This is a genomic window from Streptomyces sp. CNS606, from assembly GCF_000426325.1.
The window spans coordinates 63,305-85,092 of the sequence record NZ_AUFD01000009.1 but is presented as its reverse complement, the minus strand read 5'-3'; the positions used below and the strand labels follow the sequence as shown (position 1 = coordinate 85,092).

General features: G+C 73.2%; 17 protein-coding genes and 1 pseudogene. 7 read left to right on the top strand and 11 right to left on the bottom strand.

The genetic code is table 11. From position 1 onward, the window contains the following. Window positions 1–17: 17 nt before the first annotated feature. Window positions 18–2,144: a DNA gyrase/topoisomerase IV subunit B gene (locus K304_RS0106880; protein WP_027763149.1), complete on the bottom strand. Its 2,127-nt coding sequence runs from the start codon at window positions 2,142–2,144 to the stop codon at window positions 18–20. Window positions 2,145–2,581: 437 nt separating this feature from the next. Here K304_RS0106880 and K304_RS0106875 point away from each other — a divergent pair, with 437 nt between their 5' ends. After that, window positions 2,582–2,812 (top strand): DUF7455 domain-containing protein, encoded by a 231-nt coding sequence (locus K304_RS0106875; protein WP_027763148.1) that lies wholly within the window; start codon window positions 2,582–2,584, stop codon window positions 2,810–2,812. A 192-nt stretch (window positions 2,813–3,004) separates the two neighbouring features. On the opposite strand, the gene K304_RS33920 is transcribed toward K304_RS0106875, so the two are convergent. Continuing rightward, entirely contained in the window at window positions 3,005–3,943 is a 939-nt protein-coding gene (locus K304_RS33920; protein ID WP_051308007.1) for a serine protease, read from the bottom strand. Between the two features lie 670 nt (window positions 3,944–4,613). Between K304_RS33920 and K304_RS27695 the strand changes: the two are divergent. From K304_RS27695 to K304_RS27690, 3 genes and pseudogenes are all read left to right on the top strand, one after another. Further along, window positions 4,614–4,994: pseudogene (locus K304_RS27695) on the top strand (MerR family transcriptional regulator); the annotation flags it as partial. Between the two features lie 87 nt (window positions 4,995–5,081). After that, a complete protein-coding gene (locus K304_RS33575; RefSeq protein WP_051308005.1) occupies window positions 5,082–5,330 on the top strand; it encodes a hypothetical protein in 249 nt (82 codons plus the stop codon). Next, window positions 5,291–6,118, top strand: a complete 828-nt coding sequence (locus K304_RS27690; protein WP_199779581.1) for an MFS transporter — start codon at window positions 5,291–5,293, stop codon at window positions 6,116–6,118. Before K304_RS33575 ends, K304_RS27690 begins: the two co-directional genes overlap by 40 nt. Here K304_RS27690 and K304_RS0106855 read toward each other — a convergent pair. Further along, on the bottom strand, window positions 6,091–7,041 hold the full coding sequence (locus K304_RS0106855; RefSeq protein WP_199779574.1) for a helix-turn-helix domain-containing protein: 951 nt from the start codon (window positions 7,039–7,041) through the stop codon (window positions 6,091–6,093). The two genes, K304_RS27690 and K304_RS0106855, sit on opposite strands and share 28 nt — an antisense overlap. Window positions 7,042–7,111: 70 nt before the next feature. Between K304_RS0106855 and K304_RS0106850 the strand changes: the two genes are divergently transcribed. Further along, window positions 7,112–7,969 (top strand): alpha/beta fold hydrolase, encoded by an 858-nt coding sequence (locus K304_RS0106850; protein WP_027763146.1) that lies wholly within the window; start codon window positions 7,112–7,114, stop codon window positions 7,967–7,969. An 89-nt stretch (window positions 7,970–8,058) separates the two neighbouring features. Here K304_RS0106850 and K304_RS0106845 read toward each other — a convergent pair whose 3' ends face one another. The 5 genes from K304_RS0106845 to K304_RS27685 all read right to left on the bottom strand — a co-directional run bounded on the left by K304_RS0106845 (window position 8,059) and on the right by K304_RS27685 (window position 15,111). After that, complete coding sequence (locus tag K304_RS0106845; RefSeq protein ID WP_027763145.1) at window positions 8,059–9,657, bottom strand: RNA polymerase sigma factor; 1,599 nt, start codon at window positions 9,655–9,657, stop codon at window positions 8,059–8,061. A 343-nt stretch (window positions 9,658–10,000) separates the two neighbouring features. Further along, complete coding sequence (locus K304_RS0106840; protein WP_078528702.1) at window positions 10,001–10,981, bottom strand: FadR/GntR family transcriptional regulator; 981 nt, start codon at window positions 10,979–10,981, stop codon at window positions 10,001–10,003. A gap of 122 nt (window positions 10,982–11,103) precedes the next feature. Further along, complete coding sequence (locus tag K304_RS0106835; RefSeq protein WP_027763143.1) at window positions 11,104–12,951, bottom strand: ATP-binding cassette domain-containing protein; 1,848 nt, start codon at window positions 12,949–12,951, stop codon at window positions 11,104–11,106. Window positions 12,952–13,040: 89 nt separating this feature from the next. Beyond that, a complete protein-coding gene (locus tag K304_RS0106830; RefSeq protein WP_027763142.1) occupies window positions 13,041–13,787 on the bottom strand; it encodes an NUDIX hydrolase in 747 nt (248 codons plus the stop codon). A gap of 49 nt (window positions 13,788–13,836) precedes the next feature. After that, window positions 13,837–15,111 (bottom strand): DUF4192 domain-containing protein, encoded by a 1,275-nt coding sequence (locus K304_RS27685; RefSeq protein ID WP_051308002.1) that lies wholly within the window; start codon window positions 15,109–15,111, stop codon window positions 13,837–13,839. Between the two features lie 141 nt (window positions 15,112–15,252). On the opposite strand from K304_RS27685, the gene K304_RS0106820 reads away from it, so the two are divergent. Continuing rightward, window positions 15,253–17,439, top strand: a complete 2,187-nt coding sequence (locus K304_RS0106820; protein WP_027763141.1) for a RecQ family ATP-dependent DNA helicase — start codon at window positions 15,253–15,255, stop codon at window positions 17,437–17,439. A gap of 144 nt (window positions 17,440–17,583) precedes the next feature. Then, on the top strand, window positions 17,584–18,267 hold the full coding sequence (locus K304_RS27680; protein WP_051307999.1) for a hypothetical protein: 684 nt from the start codon (window positions 17,584–17,586) through the stop codon (window positions 18,265–18,267). Between the two features lie 102 nt (window positions 18,268–18,369). Here the strand turns inward: K304_RS27680 and K304_RS33915 are convergent, their stop codons facing one another. The 3 genes from K304_RS33915 to K304_RS27675 all read right to left on the bottom strand — a co-directional run bounded on the left by K304_RS33915 (window position 18,370) and on the right by K304_RS27675 (window position 21,493). Beyond that, window positions 18,370–18,774, bottom strand: coding sequence for a hypothetical protein (locus K304_RS33915; protein ID WP_486591597.1), 405 nt, complete (start codon window positions 18,772–18,774; stop codon window positions 18,370–18,372). Between the two features lie 339 nt (window positions 18,775–19,113). Next, window positions 19,114–19,791: a ribonuclease HII gene (locus tag K304_RS0106805; RefSeq protein WP_027763139.1), complete on the bottom strand. Its 678-nt coding sequence runs from the start codon at window positions 19,789–19,791 to the stop codon at window positions 19,114–19,116. Between the two features lie 208 nt (window positions 19,792–19,999). Further along, entirely contained in the window at window positions 20,000–21,493 is a 1,494-nt protein-coding gene (locus K304_RS27675; protein WP_051308067.1) for a DUF4153 domain-containing protein, read from the bottom strand. Between the last annotated feature and the right edge of the window lie 295 nt (window positions 21,494–21,788).

Genomic DNA, 21,788 nt, shown 5'->3' with positions numbered 1-21,788 from the left:
CCCCGGCGGCTCGCCGCTCAGATGTCGATGCGGGAGCGGTCCAGCGTGGCCGCCGACGTGGTGATGAACTCACGGCGCGGCGCGACCTCGTTGCCCATCAGCAGGCTGAACGCCTCCTCCGCCGCCTCCAGGTCGCTGATGTTGATGCGCCGCAGCGTGCGGTGCCGCGGGTCCATGGTGGTCTCGGCGAGCTGGTCGGCGTCCATCTCTCCGAGGCCCTTGTACCGCTGGATGCTGTCCTTGTAGCGGACGTTGCGGCGCTCGAGGTCGAGCAGGGTCTGCCTCAGCTCGTTGTCGGAGTAGGTGTAGAGGTACTTGTCCTGCCCCTTCCTGGGGTTGATCAGCTCGATGCGGTGCAGCGGCGGCACGGCCGAGAAGACCCGTCCGTCCTCCACCATGGGCCGCATGTAGCGCTGGAAGAGGGTCAGCAGCAGACAGCGGATGTGCGCGCCGTCGACGTCCGCGTCGGCGAGGAAGATCACCTTGCCGTAGCGGGCCTGGTCGATGTCGAAGGTCCGGCCGGACCCGGCTCCTATGACCTGGATGATCGCCCCGCACTCGGCGTTCTTGAGCATGTCGGAGACGGACGACTTCTGCACGTTGAGGATCTTGCCGCGGATGGGCAGCAGGGCCTGGAACTCGGAGTTCCGCGCGAGCTTGGCGGTGCCCAGCGCCGAGTCGCCCTCGACGATGAACAGTTCGGAGCGGTCGACGTCGTCGCTGCGGCAGTCGGCCAGCTTGGCCGGCAGCGCGGACGACTCCAGCGCCGTCTTCCGGCGCTGCGCCTCCTTGTGCTGCCGGGCGGCGATCCGGGTGCGGGCCGCCGCGACGACCTTCTCCAGCACCGACCGGGCCTGCTGCTTGGCGTCCCGCTTGTGCGACGTCAGGAAGGCCTTGAGCTCCTTCGCCACCACCTGCGCGACGATCCGGGAGGCCGCCGAGGTGCCCAGCACCTCCTTGGTCTGCCCCTCGAACTGCGGCTCCGCGAGCCGGACGGTCACCACGGCGGTGAGGCCCTCCATGGCGTCGTCCTTGACGACGTCGTCCTCCGCCACGCGCAGCAGCTTGGCCGACCGCAGCGCCTCGTTGACGGTGCGGGCGATCGAGCGCTCGAAGCCGGTGACGTGGGTGCCGCCCTTGGGGGTGGCGATGATGTTGACGAAGGACTTGACGGTGGTGTCGTAACCGGTGCCCCAGCGCAGGGCAATGTCGACGGCGAGTTCCCGCTGCACCTCGGTGGGGATCATGTGGCCCCGGTCGTCGAGGACGGGGACCGTCTCCTTGAACGTGCCCTGGCCCTGCAGCCGCAGCACGTCGCACACCGCGCGGTCCTGCGCGAGGTACTCGCAGAACTCGCTGATGCCGCCGTCGTAGCGGAAGACCTCCTCCGTGGCCTCCGCGCCGTCCAGGCCGCGCTCGTCGCGCACCACGAGCGTGAGGCCCGGCACCAGGAAGGCGGTCTGGCGGGCGCGCGCGTACAGCGTCTCCAGCGAGAGCCGGGCGTCCTTGAGGAAGATCTGCCGGTCGGCCCAGTACCGCACGCGGGTGCCCGTACGGGTCTTGGGGATCTTCTTGTTCTTCAGCAGCCCGGTGGCGGGGTCGAACGGCGCGTCCGGGCCGGACTCGGTGAAGATGCCGGGAACGCCGCGGCGGAAGCTGATCGCGTGGGTGCGGCTGCCGCGGTCCACCTCGACGTCGAGCCGGGAGGAGAGCGCGTTCACCACGGAGGCGCCGACGCCGTGCAGACCCCCGGAGGCGGCGTACGAGCCGCCGCCGAACTTGCCGCCGGCGTGCAGCTTGGTCATGACGACCTCGACGCCGGAGAGCCCCGTCTTCGGCTCGACGTCGACGGGGATGCCGCGGCCGTTGTCCCGGACCTCCACGGAGCCGTCGTCGTGGAGCACGATGTCGATGTGGTCGCAGTGGCCGCCGAGCGCCTCGTCGACGGAGTTGTCGATGATCTCCCAGAGGCAGTGCATCAGGCCGCGGCTGTCGGTCGACCCGATGTACATGCCAGGGCGCTTGCGGACCGCCTCGAGCCCCTCCAGGACGAGCAGGTGCCGCGCGGTGTAGTTGGACCCGCCGTCCCGGTCCGCTCCGGACAGCAGGGCGGTGGAAGACGACACTGAGGTCTCGGCGGTCACGCGGTTCGCTCCTCGCTGAATTCTGCTCGTGTGGCGGTGGTGCCGGATGAGAGGGTACCGAGGCCCAGTTGAGCCGTTGTGCAGGGCGCCCATGCTAGCGCAGCGTCGCATGCACGTTCGATAACTCGGACGGGTGACGCGTACATCACGTTCACATCCAGGCATGAACCGTTTAGGCTCCGGGCACGTCCTCTGACACGAACCGTTGAACCGGATCGTGACCACGACCGACACCGACCCCACACCTTCGACACCCTTCATCACGAACCGAGCACCACCGGCAACCGACGCACCACGGCTCATTCGCCGCCAACCGGCAGCATTCCGGCCGTCACGGAGGGAGAAATCCTCCTGGGAAAGTCCGGAGCGGGAACGTTTTCGGGCTGGTTGGATGTTGACCCTGGTACGACAGCTCGTCGAGCTAGAGAAGAGGCGACGTGACTACTGTTCTGACCCCCGCGACCCCGCTGACGGCAGCCGACCGCTGCGACCGCTGCAACGCGCAGGCCTACCTGCGCGTCGTGCTTCTCAGTGGCGGAGAGCTGCTGTTCTGCGCGCACCACGGCCGCAAGTTCGAGCCGGAACTGAAGAAGATCGCCGCGGAGATACAGGACGAGACGGAGAAGCTCACCGCGACTCCGGCCACCGCAGGCGACGACGAGCGCTGACGTCCCGCCTCAGGCGCGGGACACGCCGGACCCCGGCGTACCACAGCGTCGGACGAGCTCGGACCGGCCACAGGGCCGGACACCACGGGCGGCTTCCCGGTAGGACCGGGAAGCCGCCCGTCGGTCGTGTGCGGGCCCTCGCAGAAGGTTCCGCGGCCTCCGCAGGGGGGGGTTCTGCGCCGGCCCTGCCGGTCAGGAGGGATCCTCCGGGGCCGGGGCGGGGGCGGGGAGCAGGGGGAGCATCGCGGAGATCCGGGTGTAGACGCCGGGAAGGCCCCGCTCGCCGCAGCCGGTGCCCCAGGAGACCAGCCCCACCAGCCGACCGTCGGCCACCAGGGGCCCTCCGCTGTCGCCCTGACAGGCGTCCGGACCACCGGCGGGCAGTCCCGCACACAGCATGGAACCGGCCCGGTAGGTGCCCGACACGCTGCCCGGATAGGCCTCGGCGCAGGCGCCGTCGGGCAGGAGGCGCACCCGGGCCGCGTGCAGCGTGTCCGCGAAGCTGCCGTCCCCGCGCATGTCGCCCCAGCCGTACACGGTGGCCTCGCTGCCCGGCCGGTAGGCCTCGTCCCCCGCTGCGGCCGGCTCGATCGGGCGCGCGCCCGAGAGCGGTTCGGCCAGGGTCAGCATCGCCACGTCGCCGGCGTTGGTGCGCAGGTCGTGCCCGGGATTCACCCAGACGTCCGACACCGGCGTCTCCCGTCCCGCCCCGCCCGTGAGGTCGTCCCGCCCCGATATCACCCGCAGGTCCGTGACCTGCCGCCGGTCCACCCCCAGCACCTCGGTGCTCAGGCAGTGCGCGGCGGTCAGCACCGTACGCGGGCCCACCAGCGCGCCTCCGCAGAACTGGCCGGAGCGGGTGTCCCCGAAGCGCTCCCGGCTGGCCAGGGCGACCGTCCAGGAGTGCGCGGCCACGCTCACGTCCCGGCCGCCCACGACGTCCCCGTCCCGGACCGCGGCGGGATTCTTCGCGTCCGCCGTCTCCCCGGCGACCGTGTCGGTGACCGCAGGGGCGGCGGACGTGCCGTCACGCGGGTTCTCGGCCTCCCGGAGCTGCGCGGGGACGGCGGGCGCGGTGCAGGCCAGCAGCAGGAGCGGGCATATGAGCGGGCGGAGCAGGCGGTCTCGCACGCGGCCTCCCCAGGTCGGTGGCGTCGTGACCACCCAGAGTCGACCCCGGGAACACCCTCCGCATCCGGAGCAACGGGCACGGCCCCGAGACCCCGTTCGGGGGAACACCGGCCCGTCGGTCACCGAAGGCCCGCCGTGCGGCCGTCCGTCGGTCCGGGTAGGCGCGCCGCACGACCTGCTGAAACGCCGGCTGCGCGCCGTTGTGACCCGGTCAGGGCCCCGGCCGGGTGTGAGCGCCGTACTCGCCACGTCCTGCGCTGCTCCGGCCTGACCGTGGCGGCCGGCGCAGGTCCCTCGCCGCCGCCGCCTTCGGCCCGCTCCCGCCGGTCCACGGGGTTGCGGCGAACCCCCAGGGCCGTGACGGCGCTCGCCGCTCGCTGCCGGGGAACCCCGCCTCGGCCATTCGGGTGCCTGAAGGGCGGGCCGATCAAGGCTTCGCCGGCCGTCTGGTCGCGTAACCCGCTCAGGTCCTCGGGTGCGGCGGGGGGATCGTCCGAAAGGCCCCTGCCCGGCGGTGCTCTCAGGTCCAGCCGCCGGGAAGCCGTGGGAGATGCTGCTACCGCCCGCCCGGGAGGGCTCCGGTGCCGGTCCCGGTCGTAGCGTCGAAGGGTGAGTTGACGGGGAGTTGGGAGGAGGAGACATGCACATCGGGGAATAGGCGCAGCGGACCGGAGTGAGTCGCCGCTCGATCCGGTACTACGAGCAGCATGGGCTGCTGGAGGCGCGGCGGTCCGGTAACGGGTGGCGGGAGTACGACGAACACGCGGTGCTGCGGGTGGCCAACATCCGCGAGCTGCTGCGGGCCGGACTGACCATGGAGGACATCGGCCATGTCGTGCCGTGCCTGGAGATGAAGACCGAGGAGTTCCTGGCCTGCGAGGGCGGCCCGGACGGCGCGCTGCCGATGTACGAGCGACGCCTGGCCGCGGTGGAGGCCAAGGCGGCGGAGCTGGAGCAGCACCGGGCGGCGCTCTTGGAGCGGATCGCCCGGATGCGGTCCGGCGCCGCGAGCACGAAGGACTTCGCGGAGTTGCTGCGCTCCACGACTTGAACCTCACACCGGTGTCACTGCCTACCGTCCCACCAGGCACGGAGGAGGTAGGGACGGTGATGGCCACCGGGCCTGCTGGTCTTCGCGGTGGCCAACGTCGCGGCGGCACTGGCGCCGGGCTACTGGTGGCTGATGGCCGCCCGCGTCGTGGCCGCCTTGTGCGCGGCGGTGGTGGCCTCCGCGGCGTTCGCGACCGCAGGCCTGGGCGCGCCTGAGGGCGAGCAGGGGCGGTACTTGGGGCTGGTGACCGCCGGGATGACGGCGGCGCTGTTCTCGGGCGTCCCCCTGGGGCCTGGCTGGGCGGGACGTTCGGCCGGCGGGCCACGTACTGGCTGATCGCCGCAGTCGGCGCGGTGGCCTCCCTCGGGGTGTGGGTCACCACACCCCGGCTGCCCGGCTCGCCTCCCGTCCCGCTGCGGCAACGGCTGGCGCCCCTGCGCGAGCGGAGCGTGCTGCGGCTGGTGACGGTCACCTTCCTGGCCGCGAGCGGCGGTCTGATGTTCTACACCTACCTGGGCTCCTACGCCGCGCACGTCACCGGGACCTCGCAGGGCCTTCTGCCGCTGCTCCTGCTGCTGGTCGGCCTGTCCGGTCTGGTGGGCGCGGTGAGCTGGGGCCGGGCGGCGGACGTATGGGGCCCGCAGCGAAGCCTGCGCGGGGTGCTCGCCGGGCACGCCCTCGCGCTGGCCGGGGCAACAGCCTTGCTCTTCAACGGCCTGGGGAACCGATACGTCCTGGCTGCCGCGGTGGTGTGCTGGGCCTTCTTCGCCTGGGGGCTGGCCCCGCCGGTGCAGGGCAGCGTCCTGGCCGCCACCGGCCCGACGTCCGGCATGACCGCGCTGTCGTTGAACATCGCCGGGCTCTACCTGGGCACAGGCGCGGCCGGCGCCGTGGGCGGCACCGTCATCGGCGCACTCGGCGCGTCGTACGTGCCGCCGGCTGCCGCCGTGTTGATGACCCTCGCGCTCCTCCTCGCGCCCGGACCGCGTCCCTGCCGCGCGACAGCGAAGTCCGGCGGGCCGACCTCACCGGCCCCGGCGGCTCCCTCCGGCGGCCACCTCGCCTGCGAGACCTCGCCAGGAAGTGAACCGCTCTGTCAGGCCTCGCCGAAGGTCCGCCGGTAAGCGCCGGGCGTCGTACCGAAATGCGCCCGGAAACGGCGACGCAGGTTGACCGCCGAGGCGAGTCCGACCCGGGTGGCGATGGCTTCCACCGGAAGGTCGGTCCGTTCCAGGAGTATCCGGGCTGCGTCGAGGCGCCGTCCGAGCAGCCACTGCCCCGGGCTGGTACCGAGCTGTTCGGTGAACCGCCGCGCGAGGGTCCGGCTGGACAGTCCGGCGCGTTCGGCGAGGCGATCGAGGGTCAGCCCGGCGTCGAGGTGGGAGGTGGCCCACTCCAGCAGCGGCGCCAACGACGCGTCGGTCCGAGCCGGTTCGGGCCGTGCGGCGTACTGGAGTTGGCTGCCCTCCCGGTGCGGCGGCAGGACCATGCGCCGGGCGACCTGCGCGGCGTACGCCGCGCCCTGGTCGCAACGCACCAGATGCAGGCACAGGTCGATTCCCGCGCCGGTGCCGGCGCTGGTCGCCACGTCGCCGTGGTCCACGAAGAGCACGTCCGGGTCCACCTGCACCTGGGGGAAGGCGGCGGCGAAGCGGGCGGCGCTACGCCAGTGGGTGGTGGCCCGTCGGCCGTCGAGCAGACCGGCCTGAGCGAGGATGAACGCCCCCGTGCAGATGGCGACGATCCTCGCCCCGCGCCGGTGGGCGCCCCGCAGCGCATCGGTGACGGCAGGCGGCACGGGTGCGTCCGGCTGCTGCCGCCCCGGGACGACCACGGTGTCCGCTGCGCCCAGGGCGCTCAGCCCCGCCTCGACGAGCATCGCGTAGCCGGCGGTGGTCGGTACGGGTCCAGGACGCTCGGCACAGACCTGGAAGCCGTAGCGGGGCGCGGCGTCCTCGGGGACGGTACCGAAGACCTCGGAGGCACAGGCCAGTTCGAAGGGCGACTGCGGCGGGGTGAGCAGGGCCACCACCCGGTGAAGGGTCATGGCAGGAATGTACCTGAAGATGTCATTCTGGACTCTCGGGCGGGAGGCCGGCCCCGGTGACAGTGGACCCATGAGCCAGATCACCGAAACGACAGTGCTGCGGACCGGGATCCAGGTCGACGGAGAGACGGCCAGCTACCTGACCGTGGAACAGGACGGCCCGGCCGTTCTGCTGCTGCACGGCACGTACTGGAGCCGTGTCTGGCTCCCGATACTGGCCCGCCTCGCTGAGGCGGGGCTGCGACCCGTCGCGGTCGACCTCCCCGGGCTGGGACGCTCGGGAGGCGAACTCACTCTGGAAACCGGCACGGTCCCAGCCCTCGCGGACTGGGTGGCGCGCTTCGCCTCCGCGCTGAGACTCTCCGGGCCGATCGCCGTAGCAGGTCACGACATCGGCGGCGCCATCGCCCAGCACCTCCTCGCCCACGACCGGCTGGACGTGTCCCGGCTGGCGCTGGTCAACTCCGTCACCTACGACTCCTGGCCCGTGCCCGGGGTGGCCCGATTCCGGGACCCGCAGGTCATCGCCGCGACCACAGCCGAGGAGATGCTCGCCGCTCGCCGGCAAGCCGTGAGGGCGGCACTGGCCGGTGCCGCCACCGAGCGGCGGATCGCCGACTATCTGGATCCGTGGACCGACGCGCGGGTTCGCCGCTCCTGGATGGCCATGGCGGGCGCGGCCGACAACCGCTACACCCGCGATGCCGTTCCGGTGCTGCGGCGGAACGCGACGCCCAAGTTGCTGATCTGGGGCGAGGACGACCGCTTTCAGAGGGTGGAGTACGCCGAGCGGTTCGCCTCGGAGATCCCGCACACCACACTCGTGCGTGTCCCGGATGCCGGGCACATCCCCACCGAGAACGCGCCCGACCGGATCGCGCGCGCACTCACCTGCTTCTTCGCAGAGAGACCGAGCGGCAGCGCGTGAGCGGGCCTCGTCGTCTCGGCCGCCACAGCAGAAAGCGCCTCCGAAGCCGCATCAGTGCACGTCGTCGGAGGCGCTTCTCGCTGCGAGGATCAGTCCAGGTAGTCCCGCAGGACCTGCGAACGGGAGGGGTGCCGCAGCTTGGACATCGTCTTGGACTCGATCTGGCGGATGCGCTCGCGGGTGACCCCGTAGACCTTGCCGATCTCGTCCAGCGTCTTGGGCTGGCCGTCGGTGAGGCCGAAGCGCATCGAGACGACACCGGCCTCGCGCTCGCTGAGGGTGTCCAGGACGGAGTGAAGCTGTTCCTGCAGAAGGGTGAAGCTGACCGCGTCCGCGGGGACGACGGCCTCGGAGTCCTCGATGAGGTCACCGAACTCGCTGTCGCCGTCCTCACCGAGCGGGGTGTGGAGCGAGATCGGCTCGCGCCCGTACTTCTGGACCTCGACGACCTTCTCCGGGGTCATGTCGAGTTCCTTGGCCAGCTCCTCCGGGGTGGGCTCTCGGCCCAGGTCCTGGAGCATCTGCCGCTGCACGCGGGCCAGCTTGTTGATGACCTCGACCATGTGCACCGGGATGCGGATGGTGCGGGCCTGATCGGCCATCGCGCGGGTGATGGCCTGACGGATCCACCACGTCGCGTAGGTCGAGAACTTGTAGCCCTTGGTGTAGTCGAACTTCTCGACGGCGCGGATCAGACCGAGGTTGCCCTCCTGGATCAGGTCCAGGAAGAGCATGCCGCGGCCCGTGTAGCGCTTGGCGAGCGAGACGACGAGACGGAGGTTGGCCTCCAGCAGGTGATTCTTCGCCCGGCGGCCGTCCTCGGCGATGATCTCCAGCTCGCGCTTGAGCTTCGGGGCGATCTTCTCCTCGGACGCCAGCTTGTCCTCGCCGAAGAGACCCGCCTCGATGCGCTTGGCGAGCTCGACCTCCTGCTCGGCGTTGAGCAGCGGCACCTTGCCGATCTGCTTCAGGTAGTCCTTGACCGGGTCGGCGGTGGCGCCGGCCGCGGCGACCTGCTGCGCGGGTGCGTCGTCCTCGTCCTCGTCGGAGAGGACGAAGCCCTCGTTCTCGTTCTTGGTCTCGACGGCGGGCCCGTCCTGCGGAGCGCTCTTGACGGGCTTCGCACCGGGCTCCTCCGCCTCGGCGTCCGGCGCCTCGAGCAGTTCGTCGACGACCGACTTCTTCGCCGCGCCCTTCTTGGCGGCCGCCTTCTTGGCAGGAGCCTTCTTTGCGGCCGTCTTCTTCGCGGCGGTCTTCTTCGCCGCCGCCTTCTTCGCAGGAGGCGCCTCGACGGCGTCGTCTGCGGCGGCGGTCTCCGGCGGGGCGGGGGCCTCGGCGGCGGTCTTCTTCGCTGCGGCCTTCGTGGCCTTCTTCGGAGCGGCGGTCTTGGCGCGGACCGACGTGGTGGCGGTCTTCTTGGCCGGGGCCTTCGCCGCCACGCTCTTACGGGTGCGCTTGGGCGCCTCGGCGGCACTCACCATGAGCGTCACACCCTCCTCGTCCAGAATCTGGTTGAGGCTTCGCAGGACGTTCTTCCACTGGGTCGGCGGGATCTGGTCAGCCTCGAAGGCCCGACGGACGTCATCGCCGGCGATCTGCCCCTCGGCCTTTCCCCGCTCGATGAGCGCCAACACGGACTCGGACTCGGCGATCTCCGCGGGGAGCGTACGGGATGTGCTGGCCGACACGAACAACCTCTCGGAACGATGGAAACGGCGGACCGCCGGCGGGATGCACCGACGGCGCGGGCAGAGCCGGGAAGGGAGAGCGCGGAGGCGCGGATCAGCTCCCTCTTCGGCTGCCACCTCTTGAGTCATCGCACGACGGCGGGAAGCGTTACGCACGCCGTGCGTGGCCCGAGTCACACCGTGTACCCGGCCCAAGCGACGGGAACCGGGCGAACCGGGCCGGGCGCGGGCCGCCGGCTCCGGGCGCGCGCACGGTCCGGCTCCCGGCACCGCCGTCACGTGCGGCAGCGCCGCCGGGGAGCCCGGCGGCGCTGCCGCACAGCGGGACGGACCGCTCGCCGTCTCAGTGCTCGCGGGGCGCGGGCACGACGTGGTCGGCGCCCGGGGCCTGCTGGGCGACCGCGGCGTCCGCCTGACCGCAGAAGAGGCCGCGCATCCCGGACTCGGCCGCGCCCTCGTCCCCTGCCGCCAGCGCGTCGGCGATCTGCCGGTGCTGGGCCACGGCCGCCTCGCTCGGGCGAACGCAGCCGGTGGAGGGGCCGCCGGAGACCTGGAGCGCGGAGGACACGATGCCGGCCAGGTGCTCCAGCATGCGGTTCCCCGCGGACTGCAGGAGCAGGCCGTGGAACTCGGCGTCGGCGCGGGAGAAGGTGAGCGAGTCGCCCTGGGCCAGGGCCTGACCCATGATCCCGACCATGTCGGCGACGCGCTGCTGCACCTCGTCGCGGTTGCGGGCGGCGGCGAGGCGGGCGGCCAGCGGCTCGATCGAGGCGCGGAGTTCGCACAGTTCGCGGCGCTGGTCCTCCCGCTGCGGGCCGAACGCCCGCCATTCGATGATGTCCGGGTCGAGCAGATTCCAGTCGCTGACCGGACGGACCCGGGTGCCGACGTTCGGACGGGCGCTGACGAGGCCCTTCGCCTCCAGGACCCGGAGCGACTCGCGGACGACGGTGCGGGAGACCTCGAACCGCTGGCCGATCTCCTCCGGGACCAGCGGACGGTCGGCGCCCAGGTCACCGGAGACGATCATCTGGCCGAGTTGCTGTACGAGCTGGCCGTGCAGCCCGCGGCCGCGGTTGCCGGACGACCGGCGGCCCAGGCGGCCCATGTCAGCCTCGGCCCCCTCCCAGGCGGGGGCGTTGGTGGTGCGCGCCGCTCCGGAGGATTCGGCGTAGGCGTAGCGGTCCAGCTCTCCCGGGCCGGCGAGGCCGGAGCCGGCGGAGCGGGCGGAGCGGGCGGAGGTCATCGAGGTGTGCGCAAGGGTAGTCACGAACCCTTTGTCGGCCTGGTCACAGGCCGCCTTGAGGGCTTTGGTGAAAAGCACACGAAAGGGTGATCGCTGACTTCCGCACAATTGACGCCTTATCGGAAAGAAAGAGGCTTACCAGTGTCGCGTTCGATCGCCTGACCGGGAAGAGCGGTCCCCCCGACAGCCCTCGCGGCGGGTCACGACGTCCGACCGCGGAGGCCGAGCAGCAGGTAGGCGGCGAACAGCACGGTCAGCGACATCGCGAGGGCCTGGCCGACCGGTTGGGAGACCAGCCTGACCGCGACCGGAACCCAGCCGTCGACTCCGGAGGGCCACGGAGACAGCAGCGCGCTCTCCAGCCGCCCGGCCAGGCCGTCGAGCACCGGGCCGTCACCGCCGGGGAACATGCGCTTCGCCATCGGCACCACCAGCAGGGGCACGGCCAGCACCGCGGCCAGCCCGACGGCGGTGGACCGGGCGGCTCCGGCCGCCAGCAGACCCGCCCAGCCGCAGCCGACGGCGAGCACCACGGACCAGGCGCCGGCGGCGAGCAGTCCACGCAGCCCGTCGGACGGGACGAGCACCTCGCCGCCGAACAGGAGCAGCAGCGCCGCGCCGTTCACGGCGAGGACGGCGAGACACAGCACGAGCGAACCGGCCGCGGTCACGGCGACCTTGGCGAGCAGCAGTCCGAGCCGGCGCGGCACGGACGCTCCGGCAGGGACCAGCGAGGGGTAGCGGCACTCCTGGCCGTAGGCGAGCGCTCCGAGCAGGCCCGCGCCGGCCGCGGCGGGCGGCAGCGGGAACAGGAAGGTCGCGGGCCAGCCGGCGAGAAGGCGCAGCAGCGCCTCGTCGGTGTCGGGGTCGGGACCGGCCAGCGCGAGGCCGAGGCCGGCGGTCAGTGCGACGGCCAGCACACAGCCGAGCACGTACCAGGGGGTGCGGACGCTCAGCATGCGGCGCACCTCGTAGCGCAGGGGTGAAGCCGGGCCGGGAGGGGCGATGCTGTGCAGTCGGGGGGCGTCGCTCCGCCGGGGCGCGGCCGCGCGCTGCCGCGGTGGAGCGAGGGCCGCACGTTCCGCGGCGACCAGGGCCGTGGGCGATCCGGTCACGGCCCGTTCCGCGCGTGCCGTCACCACGGAGGCGCCGTCGTCGCCGCTCTCCTCGGCGAGGCGGTGCACGAGGATGCCGTGACGGTAGGCGGTCTCGCCGACCGAGGCGCAGTCGCTGTTGTAGACGCAGAGGCGGGTGCCGGACTCGGCCACCACCTCCATCTCGTCGCGTTCGCGCCCGTCGGCGCCGGTACGCGGGACGCTCCGGGCCTGCTGGACGAGCAGATCGGCGAGGCGTCCGGCGTGCGGCGTGGACACGGCGACCCTGGGGCGGAGCCGCGTACGGGCGAAGTCCTCGGCCTCCTGGTCGGCGAGCAGCCGTCCCTCCTCGAGGCTGACGACCCGGTCGGCGACGCGGACCGCCTCCCCGGGGTCGCGGAGGGTGACGAGCACGGCGCCGCCCTGGGCCGCGTATCCGCGCAGCAGCCCGTAGAGCCAGCCGGCTTCGCGAGGGGACAGCCCTTGCGCCGGCTCGTCGAGTACCAGGGTGTGGGGGTCGCCCAGCATCGCGGCGGCCATGCCCAGGCGACGGTCCATGCCCAGGGAGAAGGCACCGACCCGCTCCTCGGCGAGGACCCCGAGCCCGACGATCTCGAGCATCTCGTCGGCCCGCTCCGCGGGGACGCCCGCCGCGGCGGCGAGCATCCGCAGGTGGTTGCGGGCGGTGCGCCCCGGGTGGCCCGGCACGTCTCCCAGCAGGACACCCACCTCCTGCCCCGGATGCTCCAGCCGGTGGAGGGGCCGCCCGTCGAACAGCGCCACGCCACGGCCCGGCTCGAGCTGGAGGAGGAGCCGCAGCGCCGTCGACTTGCCCGCGCCACAGGGGCCCAGAAGAGCCGTCACCCGGCCGGCAGGCGCCTCGAAGGTCACGTCGTCGACCGCCGGGCGCCGGCCGCGGCGGGGAACGCTGGTCAGTCCGATCGCCTGAATCATCGCTGCTCCCGCAGGGCACATGGGGGACGCACCCCTGCAAGATAGCGATGAAATGCCCGTTTTGCCGGGAATGACGCGACCGGTGTGGCTCAGACGTCCGGTCGCAGCATCGGCGGGTTGAGGAGCGTGGCGCCGCCGGCCCGGAAGAGCTGTGCAGGGCGGCCCCCCTGCCTCGAGGTCGTGCCGCCGGTGGGCACCAGGAAACCCGGTGTGCCGGTGACCTTGCGGTGGAAGTTCCTCGGGTCGAGCACCACCCCCCAGACCGCCTCGTACACGCGGCGCAGCTCGCCCACGGTGAACTCCGGCGGGCAGAAGGCGGTGGCGAGAGAGCTGTACTCGATCTTGGACCTGGCCCGCTCCACACCGTCCGCGAGAATGCGCCCGTGGTCGAACGCCAGCGGTTCGGGCGGGTCCTCCTCCGTACCGGAGAGCTGGAGAAGGCTCTCGACGGGAGCCCAGCGGACGCTGTCGGCATCGCCGCCCGGTGTCGGCGACGGAAGGTCGGGGGCGAGGACCAGGTGCGCCACGCTGACCACCCGCATACGCGGGTCGCGGTCGGGGTCGCCGTAGGTGGCGAGCTGTTCCAGATGGGCCTCGGCCGTGTGGTCGCCGGGGTCCTGGGCCCGCAGCCCCGTCTCCTCGTTGAGCTCGCGGGCCGCCGCGCCGGCCAGGTCCTCGTCCGCCCGGACGAACCCGCCCGGCAACGCCCACCGCCCCTGGAAGGGCGGCTCGCCACGCCGTACCGCCAGTGCGCAGAGCGCGTGCCTGCGGACGGTGAGCACGACCAGGTCGACGGTGACGGCGAACGGCGGGAAGGCCGACGGGTCATAGGGCATGGCATGATCATAGTCGTCTCCCTGACGATAAAAAGGGCGCTTGCCGACCTCATCGGTGACCGGCGCTCCGCTCCGCGCGGGCCCTGCTCCCGGCACGGACCTTCCGGTCGGCACGAGCTCTCCGGCCCCCGCGCCTCGCCGGTCCTCCCTTCCGCCCGCGATGGCTCCGGCGTCGCCGCGCGGCCCGCTCCTCACGCATGCAGCGCCGCAACGGCTCGGGATCGAGGCCCTCGTTGCAGGCACGGTGCAGCAACTGGGCGAAGACGTAGTCGGGATCGGTCTCCAGCGCCCGCACGAACGCCACGCGGGCGGCCGGCTGGTCCCCCGTCGACCAGGCGACCCAACCGGCCAGGGTGAGCGGCGCCGGGGCGTGCTCGACGTACGGGCCGGTGCAGCGCCGGGCCAGCGCACGCCACAGGCGCAGCGCGGGCTGGGCGTCCCTGCCCTCCATCCACTCCGCGGCCTGGTCCCGCGTGCCCCGGTCCTGGAGCCCCAGAATGAGAGTGGCGGCCTCCTCCGGCCTGAGGAGCGCGTCGTCGGCGGCGTCCTGTACCGCGGCCACCGTGTCGGGCCCGGGCACGGCGGCACGGAAGCGCGCGATCAGCCGCCGCGCCAGCACGACCGTCCGCGCCCGGACGGCCGTGGCGCCCTCGGCGGCGAACATGCGGGGCACGAGTTCGGCCGCCGCCGTGTCCAGCGCGCGTTCCTGTGCCTCGGCGAGGACCGGTCCGAGCGGTGCGATCCGCGCCTCCATGTCCTTCAGCGAGCCGCGCACCCGGATTCCGGCATACACGGCCGCGGCGGCCATGGCCGAGGTCCCCGGCCTCTCCAGCGAGGCCCCCTCCGGCGGGCAGCACGCCGGATCGGGGCAGCAGTAGGAGAAATAGCGGCCGCCGGAGAGACAGAGCGCCTCGTATACGGGCATCTCCCGTTCGCCGCACGCCCGGCGCAGCGCCTGCGCCAGCGGGCGGAGCCGCTCGGCGACCGTGCGGGCCGTCTCCCCCTCCGCCGGATCCCGGCAGAGGTAGACCACGGCCCCCTCCGGCCGTGCGCCGCGCACCTGCGAGCCGTCCGACAGGCAGCGGGCGAGGTGACGGGCGACCTCCTCCCACTCCCCCGCTTCTGCCGGGATGCCGAGCCGGATACGCCCGCCGAAACGGCTCTCCTCCCCGTGTACGGCGACGAGCACCACCGAGTCGTCGGGATGGAAACCGAGGAGGTAGGGCAGGGCGTCGGCGAGTTCGGCGGGCCCGCGCAGCGAGACCTGCGTGACCGGGTCGGTGGGCGGGCTGTCGGGTGCGGATCCCCCGCTGTGCTGTGTCATGACGCGACTGTGCCCTGCCTGCGCCGATCTCCGCCCGGTTTCGTCCACAGGCACGGTCTGCTCATGTGATCACCGGACCGACGCTGAGTTTTCCCCAGGGCGCGTTCGCTTCTGTCGGTGCGATGGGCTTGCATGGAGCGCATGACCGACACGGATCTGCGTACCGCTGCGGACGACGTCCTGGCCCGCCTCGTGGGCGACGAGAGCGGCACCGCCCGCCTGCGAGACGACCAGTGGCGGGCCATCGAGGCACTGGTGGCGCACCGCCGCCGCGCCCTGGTCGTACAGCGCACCGGATGGGGCAAGTCGGCGGTGTACTTCGTCGCCACGGCGCTGCTCCGGCACCGCGGCGAGGGCGCCACGGTGATCGTGTCGCCGCTGCTCGCGCTCATGCGCAACCAGGTCGCCGCCGCCGAGCGGGCGGGGATCCGGGCCCGCACCATCAACTCCGCGAACACCGAGGAGTGGGATGCCGTCCAGCAGGAGGTGGCCGACGGCGAGGTCGACGTGCTGCTGGTGAGCCCGGAACGGCTGAACAACCCCGACTTCCGCGACGAGGTGCTGCCCCGGCTGGCCGCGACCACCGGCCTGCTGGTGGTGGACGAGGCACACTGCATCTCCGACTGGGGCCACGACTTCCGCCCGGACTACCGCCGGCTGCGCAGTCTGCTGGCCGACCTCCCGCCCGGCGTCCCCGTTCTGGCGACGACCGCGACGGCCAACGCCCGGGTGACGGCGGACGTCGCCGACCAGCTCGGCACCGGCGGCACCGAGCAGGATCCGGAGGGCGGAGCGGCGCTGGTGCTGCGCGGTCCGCTGGACCGGGAGAGTCTGAGCCTGTCGGTGCTGCACCTGCCCGACGCGGCGCACCGGCTGGCGTGGCTCGCGGAGCAGTTGGACGAGCTGCCGGGGTCGGGCATCGTCTACACACTGACCGTCGCGGCCGCCGAGGAGGTCAGCGCCCACCTGCGGCAGAGCGGCCATACGGTCGCCTCCTACACCGGACGCACCGAGAACGCCGACCGGGAGGCTGCCGAAAGGGACCTCCTGGAGAACAGGGTGAAGGCGCTGGTCGCCACCTCGGCGCTGGGGATGGGCTTCGACAAGCCGGACCTCGGCTTCGTGGTGCACCTCGGCTCCCCCGCTTCCCCGATCGCCTACTACCAGCAGGTGGGGCGGGCGGGCCGCGGAGTCCGGCACGCCGAGGTGCTGCTGCTGCCCGGGCGGGAGGACGAGGCGATCTGGCGGTACTTCGCCTCCCTCGCCTTCCCTCCCGAGGAACAGGTGCGCAGGACCTTGGAGGTGCTGGCGGAAGCGGGGCGTCCGCTGTCGCTTCCGGCTCTCGAACCGCAGGTGGAACTGCGCCGGTCGCGTCTGGAGACCATGCTCAAGGTGCTCGACGTCGACGGTGCGGTGCGCCGGGTCAAGGGCGGCTGGGAGTGGACGGGCGCCCCGTGGACGTACGACGCCGAGCGGTACGCGTGGATCGCGCGGCAGCGCGAGGCCGAGCAGACGGCCATGCGGGCCTACGCCACCACCGGCGACTGCCGGATGGAATTCCTCCGGCGCGCGCTGGACGACGAGGAGGCGGCGCCGTGCGGTCGCTGTGACAACTGCCGCGGCGAGCCCCGGTTCTCGGAGAAGGTGTCCCCGGAGGCGATGGACGCCGCGCGGGCGGCGCTGGGGCGCCCCGGCGTCCGGGTCGAACCGCGCCGGATGTGGCCCACCGGCCTGTCGGCCGTCGGCATGGACCTCAAGGGACGCATCCCCGCGGGTGAACAGGCGGCTCCCGGACGGGCGCTGGGCCGCCTCTCCGACATCGGCTGGGGCAACCGGCTGCGGCCGATGCTCGCTCCGGGTGGTGGAGACGGCCCGGTCCCGAAGGACGTGCTGGATGCGGTGGTGACGGTGCTGGCCGACTGGGCCCGCGGCCAGGACGGCTGGGCTTCCGGGAACGAAGGGTCGCCCGCTCGTCCGGCCGGAGTGGTGACCATGGCCTCGCGGGGGAGGCCGGCTCTGGTGGCGTCGCTGGGCCGGCGCATCGCGGAGATCGGCCGGATGCCGTTGCTGGGAGCCGTGGAGTACACGGAGGGCTCCGCCGAGCACGGCCGGGTGCCGCGGAGCAACAGCGCGCAGCGGCTCCGGGCGCTGGACGGAGCGCTGCACCTCCCCCCGGAAGTGGCGGCCGCGGTCGCGGCGGCCGACGGTCCGGTCCTGCTCGTCGACGACTACACCGAGACGGGCTGGACGCTGGCGGTCGCCGCGCGGATGCTGCGCGGTGCGGGAGCGAAGGGGGTGCTGCCCCTGGTGCTCGCGGTACAGGGCTGACCAGCGGGGCGTCCCGGCCGGCAGGCGAAGGCCGGGTGGTGCGACAGGGCTTCGGGCATTGCCGCGTCCGGTCCGGGCGGCGAGAATCGGCACGGATCCGCAGCAAGGCCCGGGCGGGTTGCGCGCGCCGTCGAAGGGGGAAATGTGAGTCTCGGTTTCGCGACGCCGCCTCCTACCGACGCCGTGTCCCGCCTGAGCCGCAGTCTGGAGCCGTCGGAATGGGCCGCGTTGGGTGTGCCCCTGCTGCGCAGCCCCCGGGAGGTGGTCGGCGGGCTGTACGAACGCCATCTGCCGGCGCCGGGAACGGCGGTGATCGCCGTCTTCGGGCCCGAGGAACGGCTGGTGGCCAGCGCGTCCTTCGCACGGTCGACCGATCGGCCGGACGGCTGGGAGTTCCGCAACGCGCTGCTCGGGCAGCTGCGCCGGATCGTGCCGCACGACCTGCGCCGTCGTACTCCGGTGCGCACGGCTGCGCTGCTGTTCTGCCGCGGCGGCGGATCGGACTGGAGCGAGGTGGACGGCGCCTGGATGTGGGGACTGCGCGACGCCTGCACCCTGCACGGCCTGCGCTGCGGGGCGTACATCGTGCTCACGCCCGCCGGATGGCAGGTGCTGGGCGAGGGGAGGAAGGGGCGGCGCCCGCGCTCCCCGGAGCCCTCAGGGGGCGCACCTGCGGAACTGCCGCAGGTGACGCCCACCCCGGACCGGCCGGTGAGCGCCCCGCGAACCCTGGTCGAGGCGACCCGCCCCCCGCACGTGGCCGGAGGGCCGGCCGTCCCGGGCGCGTCGAACGGCTTCGCCCCCGGCGGTCGCACCGGGCACCGCTGACAGCGACGGAATCGGCCGCGGGGCTCGGCATCGCCCTGAGGCATGGCCCTGAGCGGGCCGCCCACCCGGCCGGGGGAGGGCTCAGGCCCCCGCAGGCAGGGTTCAGAGCAGGGTGCCGAGCCGCTGCGGGTCGCCGCACACCACCAGGCGTTCACCGGCCTTGTCCAGCGCTGCGGGCAGCGATCGGGCGACGTCGGCGTCCGTACCGCCGTTGACGGCGAGCACGACGACGGGCCGGGGAGCGACCCGGGCGAGTTCGGTGACGTGCGCGCAGAACACGTCGTCGCCCTCGGCCTGTTGACGCCAGTACGCGTCCTCGCCGAAGGACGTCTCGTGCTCGGCCCACGGGTGCGGGCCGCCGGTGGTGAGGACGAGGACGCCGCCCGGCTCCCGGCCGCCGTCGAGGAGGCGGTCGACGGCCTCGTCGGCGGCGTCGACCGCGGTGGCGTCGCTCGCTTCGACGAGCTGTATGTCGGCGGCGGTACGCGGCGGCGCGGCGGCGGGCACGGCGGGCTTCGACGGGGCGGGTGGCCGCACAGGCGGCTGAGCCGGGGACGTACCCGCACCGCGGGCGTTGCCGGGCCGGCCGGGGCCGGGCGCGGGCCGGTTGGTCCGGTCCGCGCGCGGCGGCGCGGGACGCGGGGTGGTCCGGGGGCCGGGAAGGGGAACAGAAGATCGGGAAGCCTGCGGAGTCCGGGTGGTTCCCACGCCGCCTTCGCGGCCGGGGACACGCTCGTGAATCTGTGGCTCCTCAGGGGAGAGAGGCATGGGGTGTTGTCTATCAAACTCCGCGGCCGCACGCGTCGGCGGGGGCGACCGCGACACGGACGCGCGGACCGGGGACGGTCAGAAGAGGCCGATCTGCTCGACCGGTTCGGTGCGGATCTTCTTCAGGTGCTGCCAGCGCCGAAGCCCGTCCATGTAGGCCCAGGACAGCCGGTGGTAAGGGGTCGGGCCGTACTCCTCCAGTGCCGCGCGGTGCACCGGGGAGGGGTACCCGGCGTTGTCGGCGAAGGCGAAGTCCGCGTGGGATTGCCCGAGTTCGGCCATCATCGCGTCCCGCCGGACCTTCGCCAGAACGGAGGCCGCCGCCACGGCGACACAGGACTGGTCGCCCTTGATGACCGTGCGGACCCGCCAGGGCCGCCCCAGGTAGTCGTGCTTGCCGTCGAGGATCACCGCGTCCGGACGCATCGGCAGCCCTTCGAGGGCGCGGACCGCGGCCGTACGGAGGGCTGCGGTCATCCCCCACGCGTCGATCTCCTCCGGCGAGGAGTGACCCAGGCTGTGCGCGGTGACCCAGCCGCCGAGTTCGCGGGCCAGTTGCTCCCGCCGCCGCGGGGTGAGGAGTTTGGAATCGGTGAGTCCCTCGGGAGGCCGCCGCAGACCGGTGACGGCGGCACACACGGTGACGGGTCCGGCCCACGCGCCGCGACCGACCTCGTCGACCCCGGCCACCACCTTCGCTCCGGTGGTGGCGCGCAGGGAGCGCTCGACACGGTGGGTGGGCGGTTCGTACGGCATGGCGGGAGCAAGCGTAGCCGCCTGCTCCGCCACGGGTTCGACCGGCTCCGGAAGGTGCACGGAAGGGCCTCCGCTGCGGGCGTCGTTCGGTCGGCGGTGTGCCGGTGCTCCCCGGTACCGCCCTCCTCATTGTCGCGCCCCGTGGTGAACCGCAACAAGCCGGCCCGGCGTGCACGGCGCGGCCCGCGCACGCCGGGCCGGTACGCGTTCAGTAGCTCCGGTAGCCGTCGTAGGCGCCCGCTGAGGCGCAGGCATCACGGTTCTCGGCGACGGGCCGCTGCGCCAGGAGCTCGCGAGCGCGTGCCTCGCCGAGACTCGTCGCGTACCAGGGCTCGCGCTCGTCAGCCTCGACCCCGCGCGCGATCTCGCCGAGGGCGCAGGAGCGGAGCGGTTCGGGAAGGCGGTCCAGGGCCGGTACGGCGTCGGCGGAGAGGTTGCGCAGGTAGAGCAGGTCGATCTTGCCCGTCCGCTCGTGGCGGGCGAGGTTCTGTTCGGCCACCAGGCGGTCCGGGGAGATCAGCCCGAAGGCCAGTACACCGAGCGCGGCGGAGGCGGTGACCGCACGCGGCACCCAGGTGGCGCCGCGTCGGCCGAGGACACCGAGTCCTCCGGCAATCATGATCATCACGATGACGAGTCCGAGCCAGAGTTCGACGCCGGCAACCGAGAGGCGCAGCCGCGTCAGCCCGTAGGCGTCGACGTACAGATCCATCCGGCGCAGGGCGGAGAGCACCACGACCAGGGTGAGCGCGCACAGCGTCCCGAGCACCGCCCGCACCAGGGTGGCGTCCCGCCGACGGCCGCGCGGCGCCCACCGCAGCGCGAGGGCAATCACCACCAGGGTCAGGAGGGTGGCGCAGAGCAGTTGCCAGAATCCCTGCCGCGCGTACTCGGCGTAGGTCAGGCCGGTTTCCCGGAGCACGCGGTCGTAGCCGCCGAAGAGCACGGTGAGCTGCACCGTGTTGAAGACGGCGAACAGGACGTCGAGCACGATGAGCGGCAGCGCCCACTCAACCCGGCCGCGTCCCTTCCCCGGCTTGACGTCGATCCGGTCCCAGCGGCGGGGTGCGGCGGCCGTACGGGCGGCCGCGAGCGCGGTGACGAGGCCGAGCAGCAGGAAGAACGAGCGCAACGGGCCGTCCGCGACGGAGGCGTCCGGGACCAGGCTGCCGAGCAGGTCGGCGAAGGCGGCGTCGGCCCCGGCGAAGAGCGCACCGAAAACCACCAGGAGTCCGACGGCGATCAGGCCGGTGCGGACCACCGGCCCCCAGCGGTGCCGGGTGTTCCGGGCCCGCTCCCGGGCACCCTTCCACGCCCACGCCACGCCGCCTGGCACGGCGGCGGGCAGCCAGAAGGGGCTGATCAGGGCCGCCGCCCAGCTGCGTCCGCCCTGGAGGGCGAAGGAGCCCGCCGCGAGGGCGGCGAGCACGGCGAGCGTGCTGGGCCAGGCGGCGTCACGCAGCGCCGGCACGGCGAGCAGGGCCAGGCATCCGGCGACCCACAGCAGCGTCCACGGCCGGGGCCTGCGGCCGGCGGTCCGGGCCGCGAAGTGGGCCGCGAGCGCGGCCGGGAGCGCGGCGAGCAGCAGGTTGACGCCGAGGCCCTCGCCGAGCAGCAGTGAGGCGGCGACTCCGGCTCCGACCGCGGCCCAGCCGGTGGCCGCACGCAGGGGCGCGGGCGGGTCGTCGGGACGCGAAGACACGACCCAGGCCGGCGGCGGTGCCGGCCTGGGCGGCTGGTACGCGTAGTGCGGCGGCTGCGGGTGGGGCGCCATCCCGCCGGGAACGCCGCGGCCGCCCTGGGGCTGCGGAGCGGCTTCCCCGTGCTGCGGAGGTTTCCGCAGGTCCGGCCCCGGACCGGGCTCGCCGCTGCCCGGCGGGCGGGCGGGCGACGGGCCCGCTGCGTGACGCGGCTGGTCCGGCACGGTGGCCCCGGCCCCGGCCTTCCCGCCGGCCCGGCCGGCCCCTTCGTCCCGGCGTTCCTCCGCGCGCTCCTGC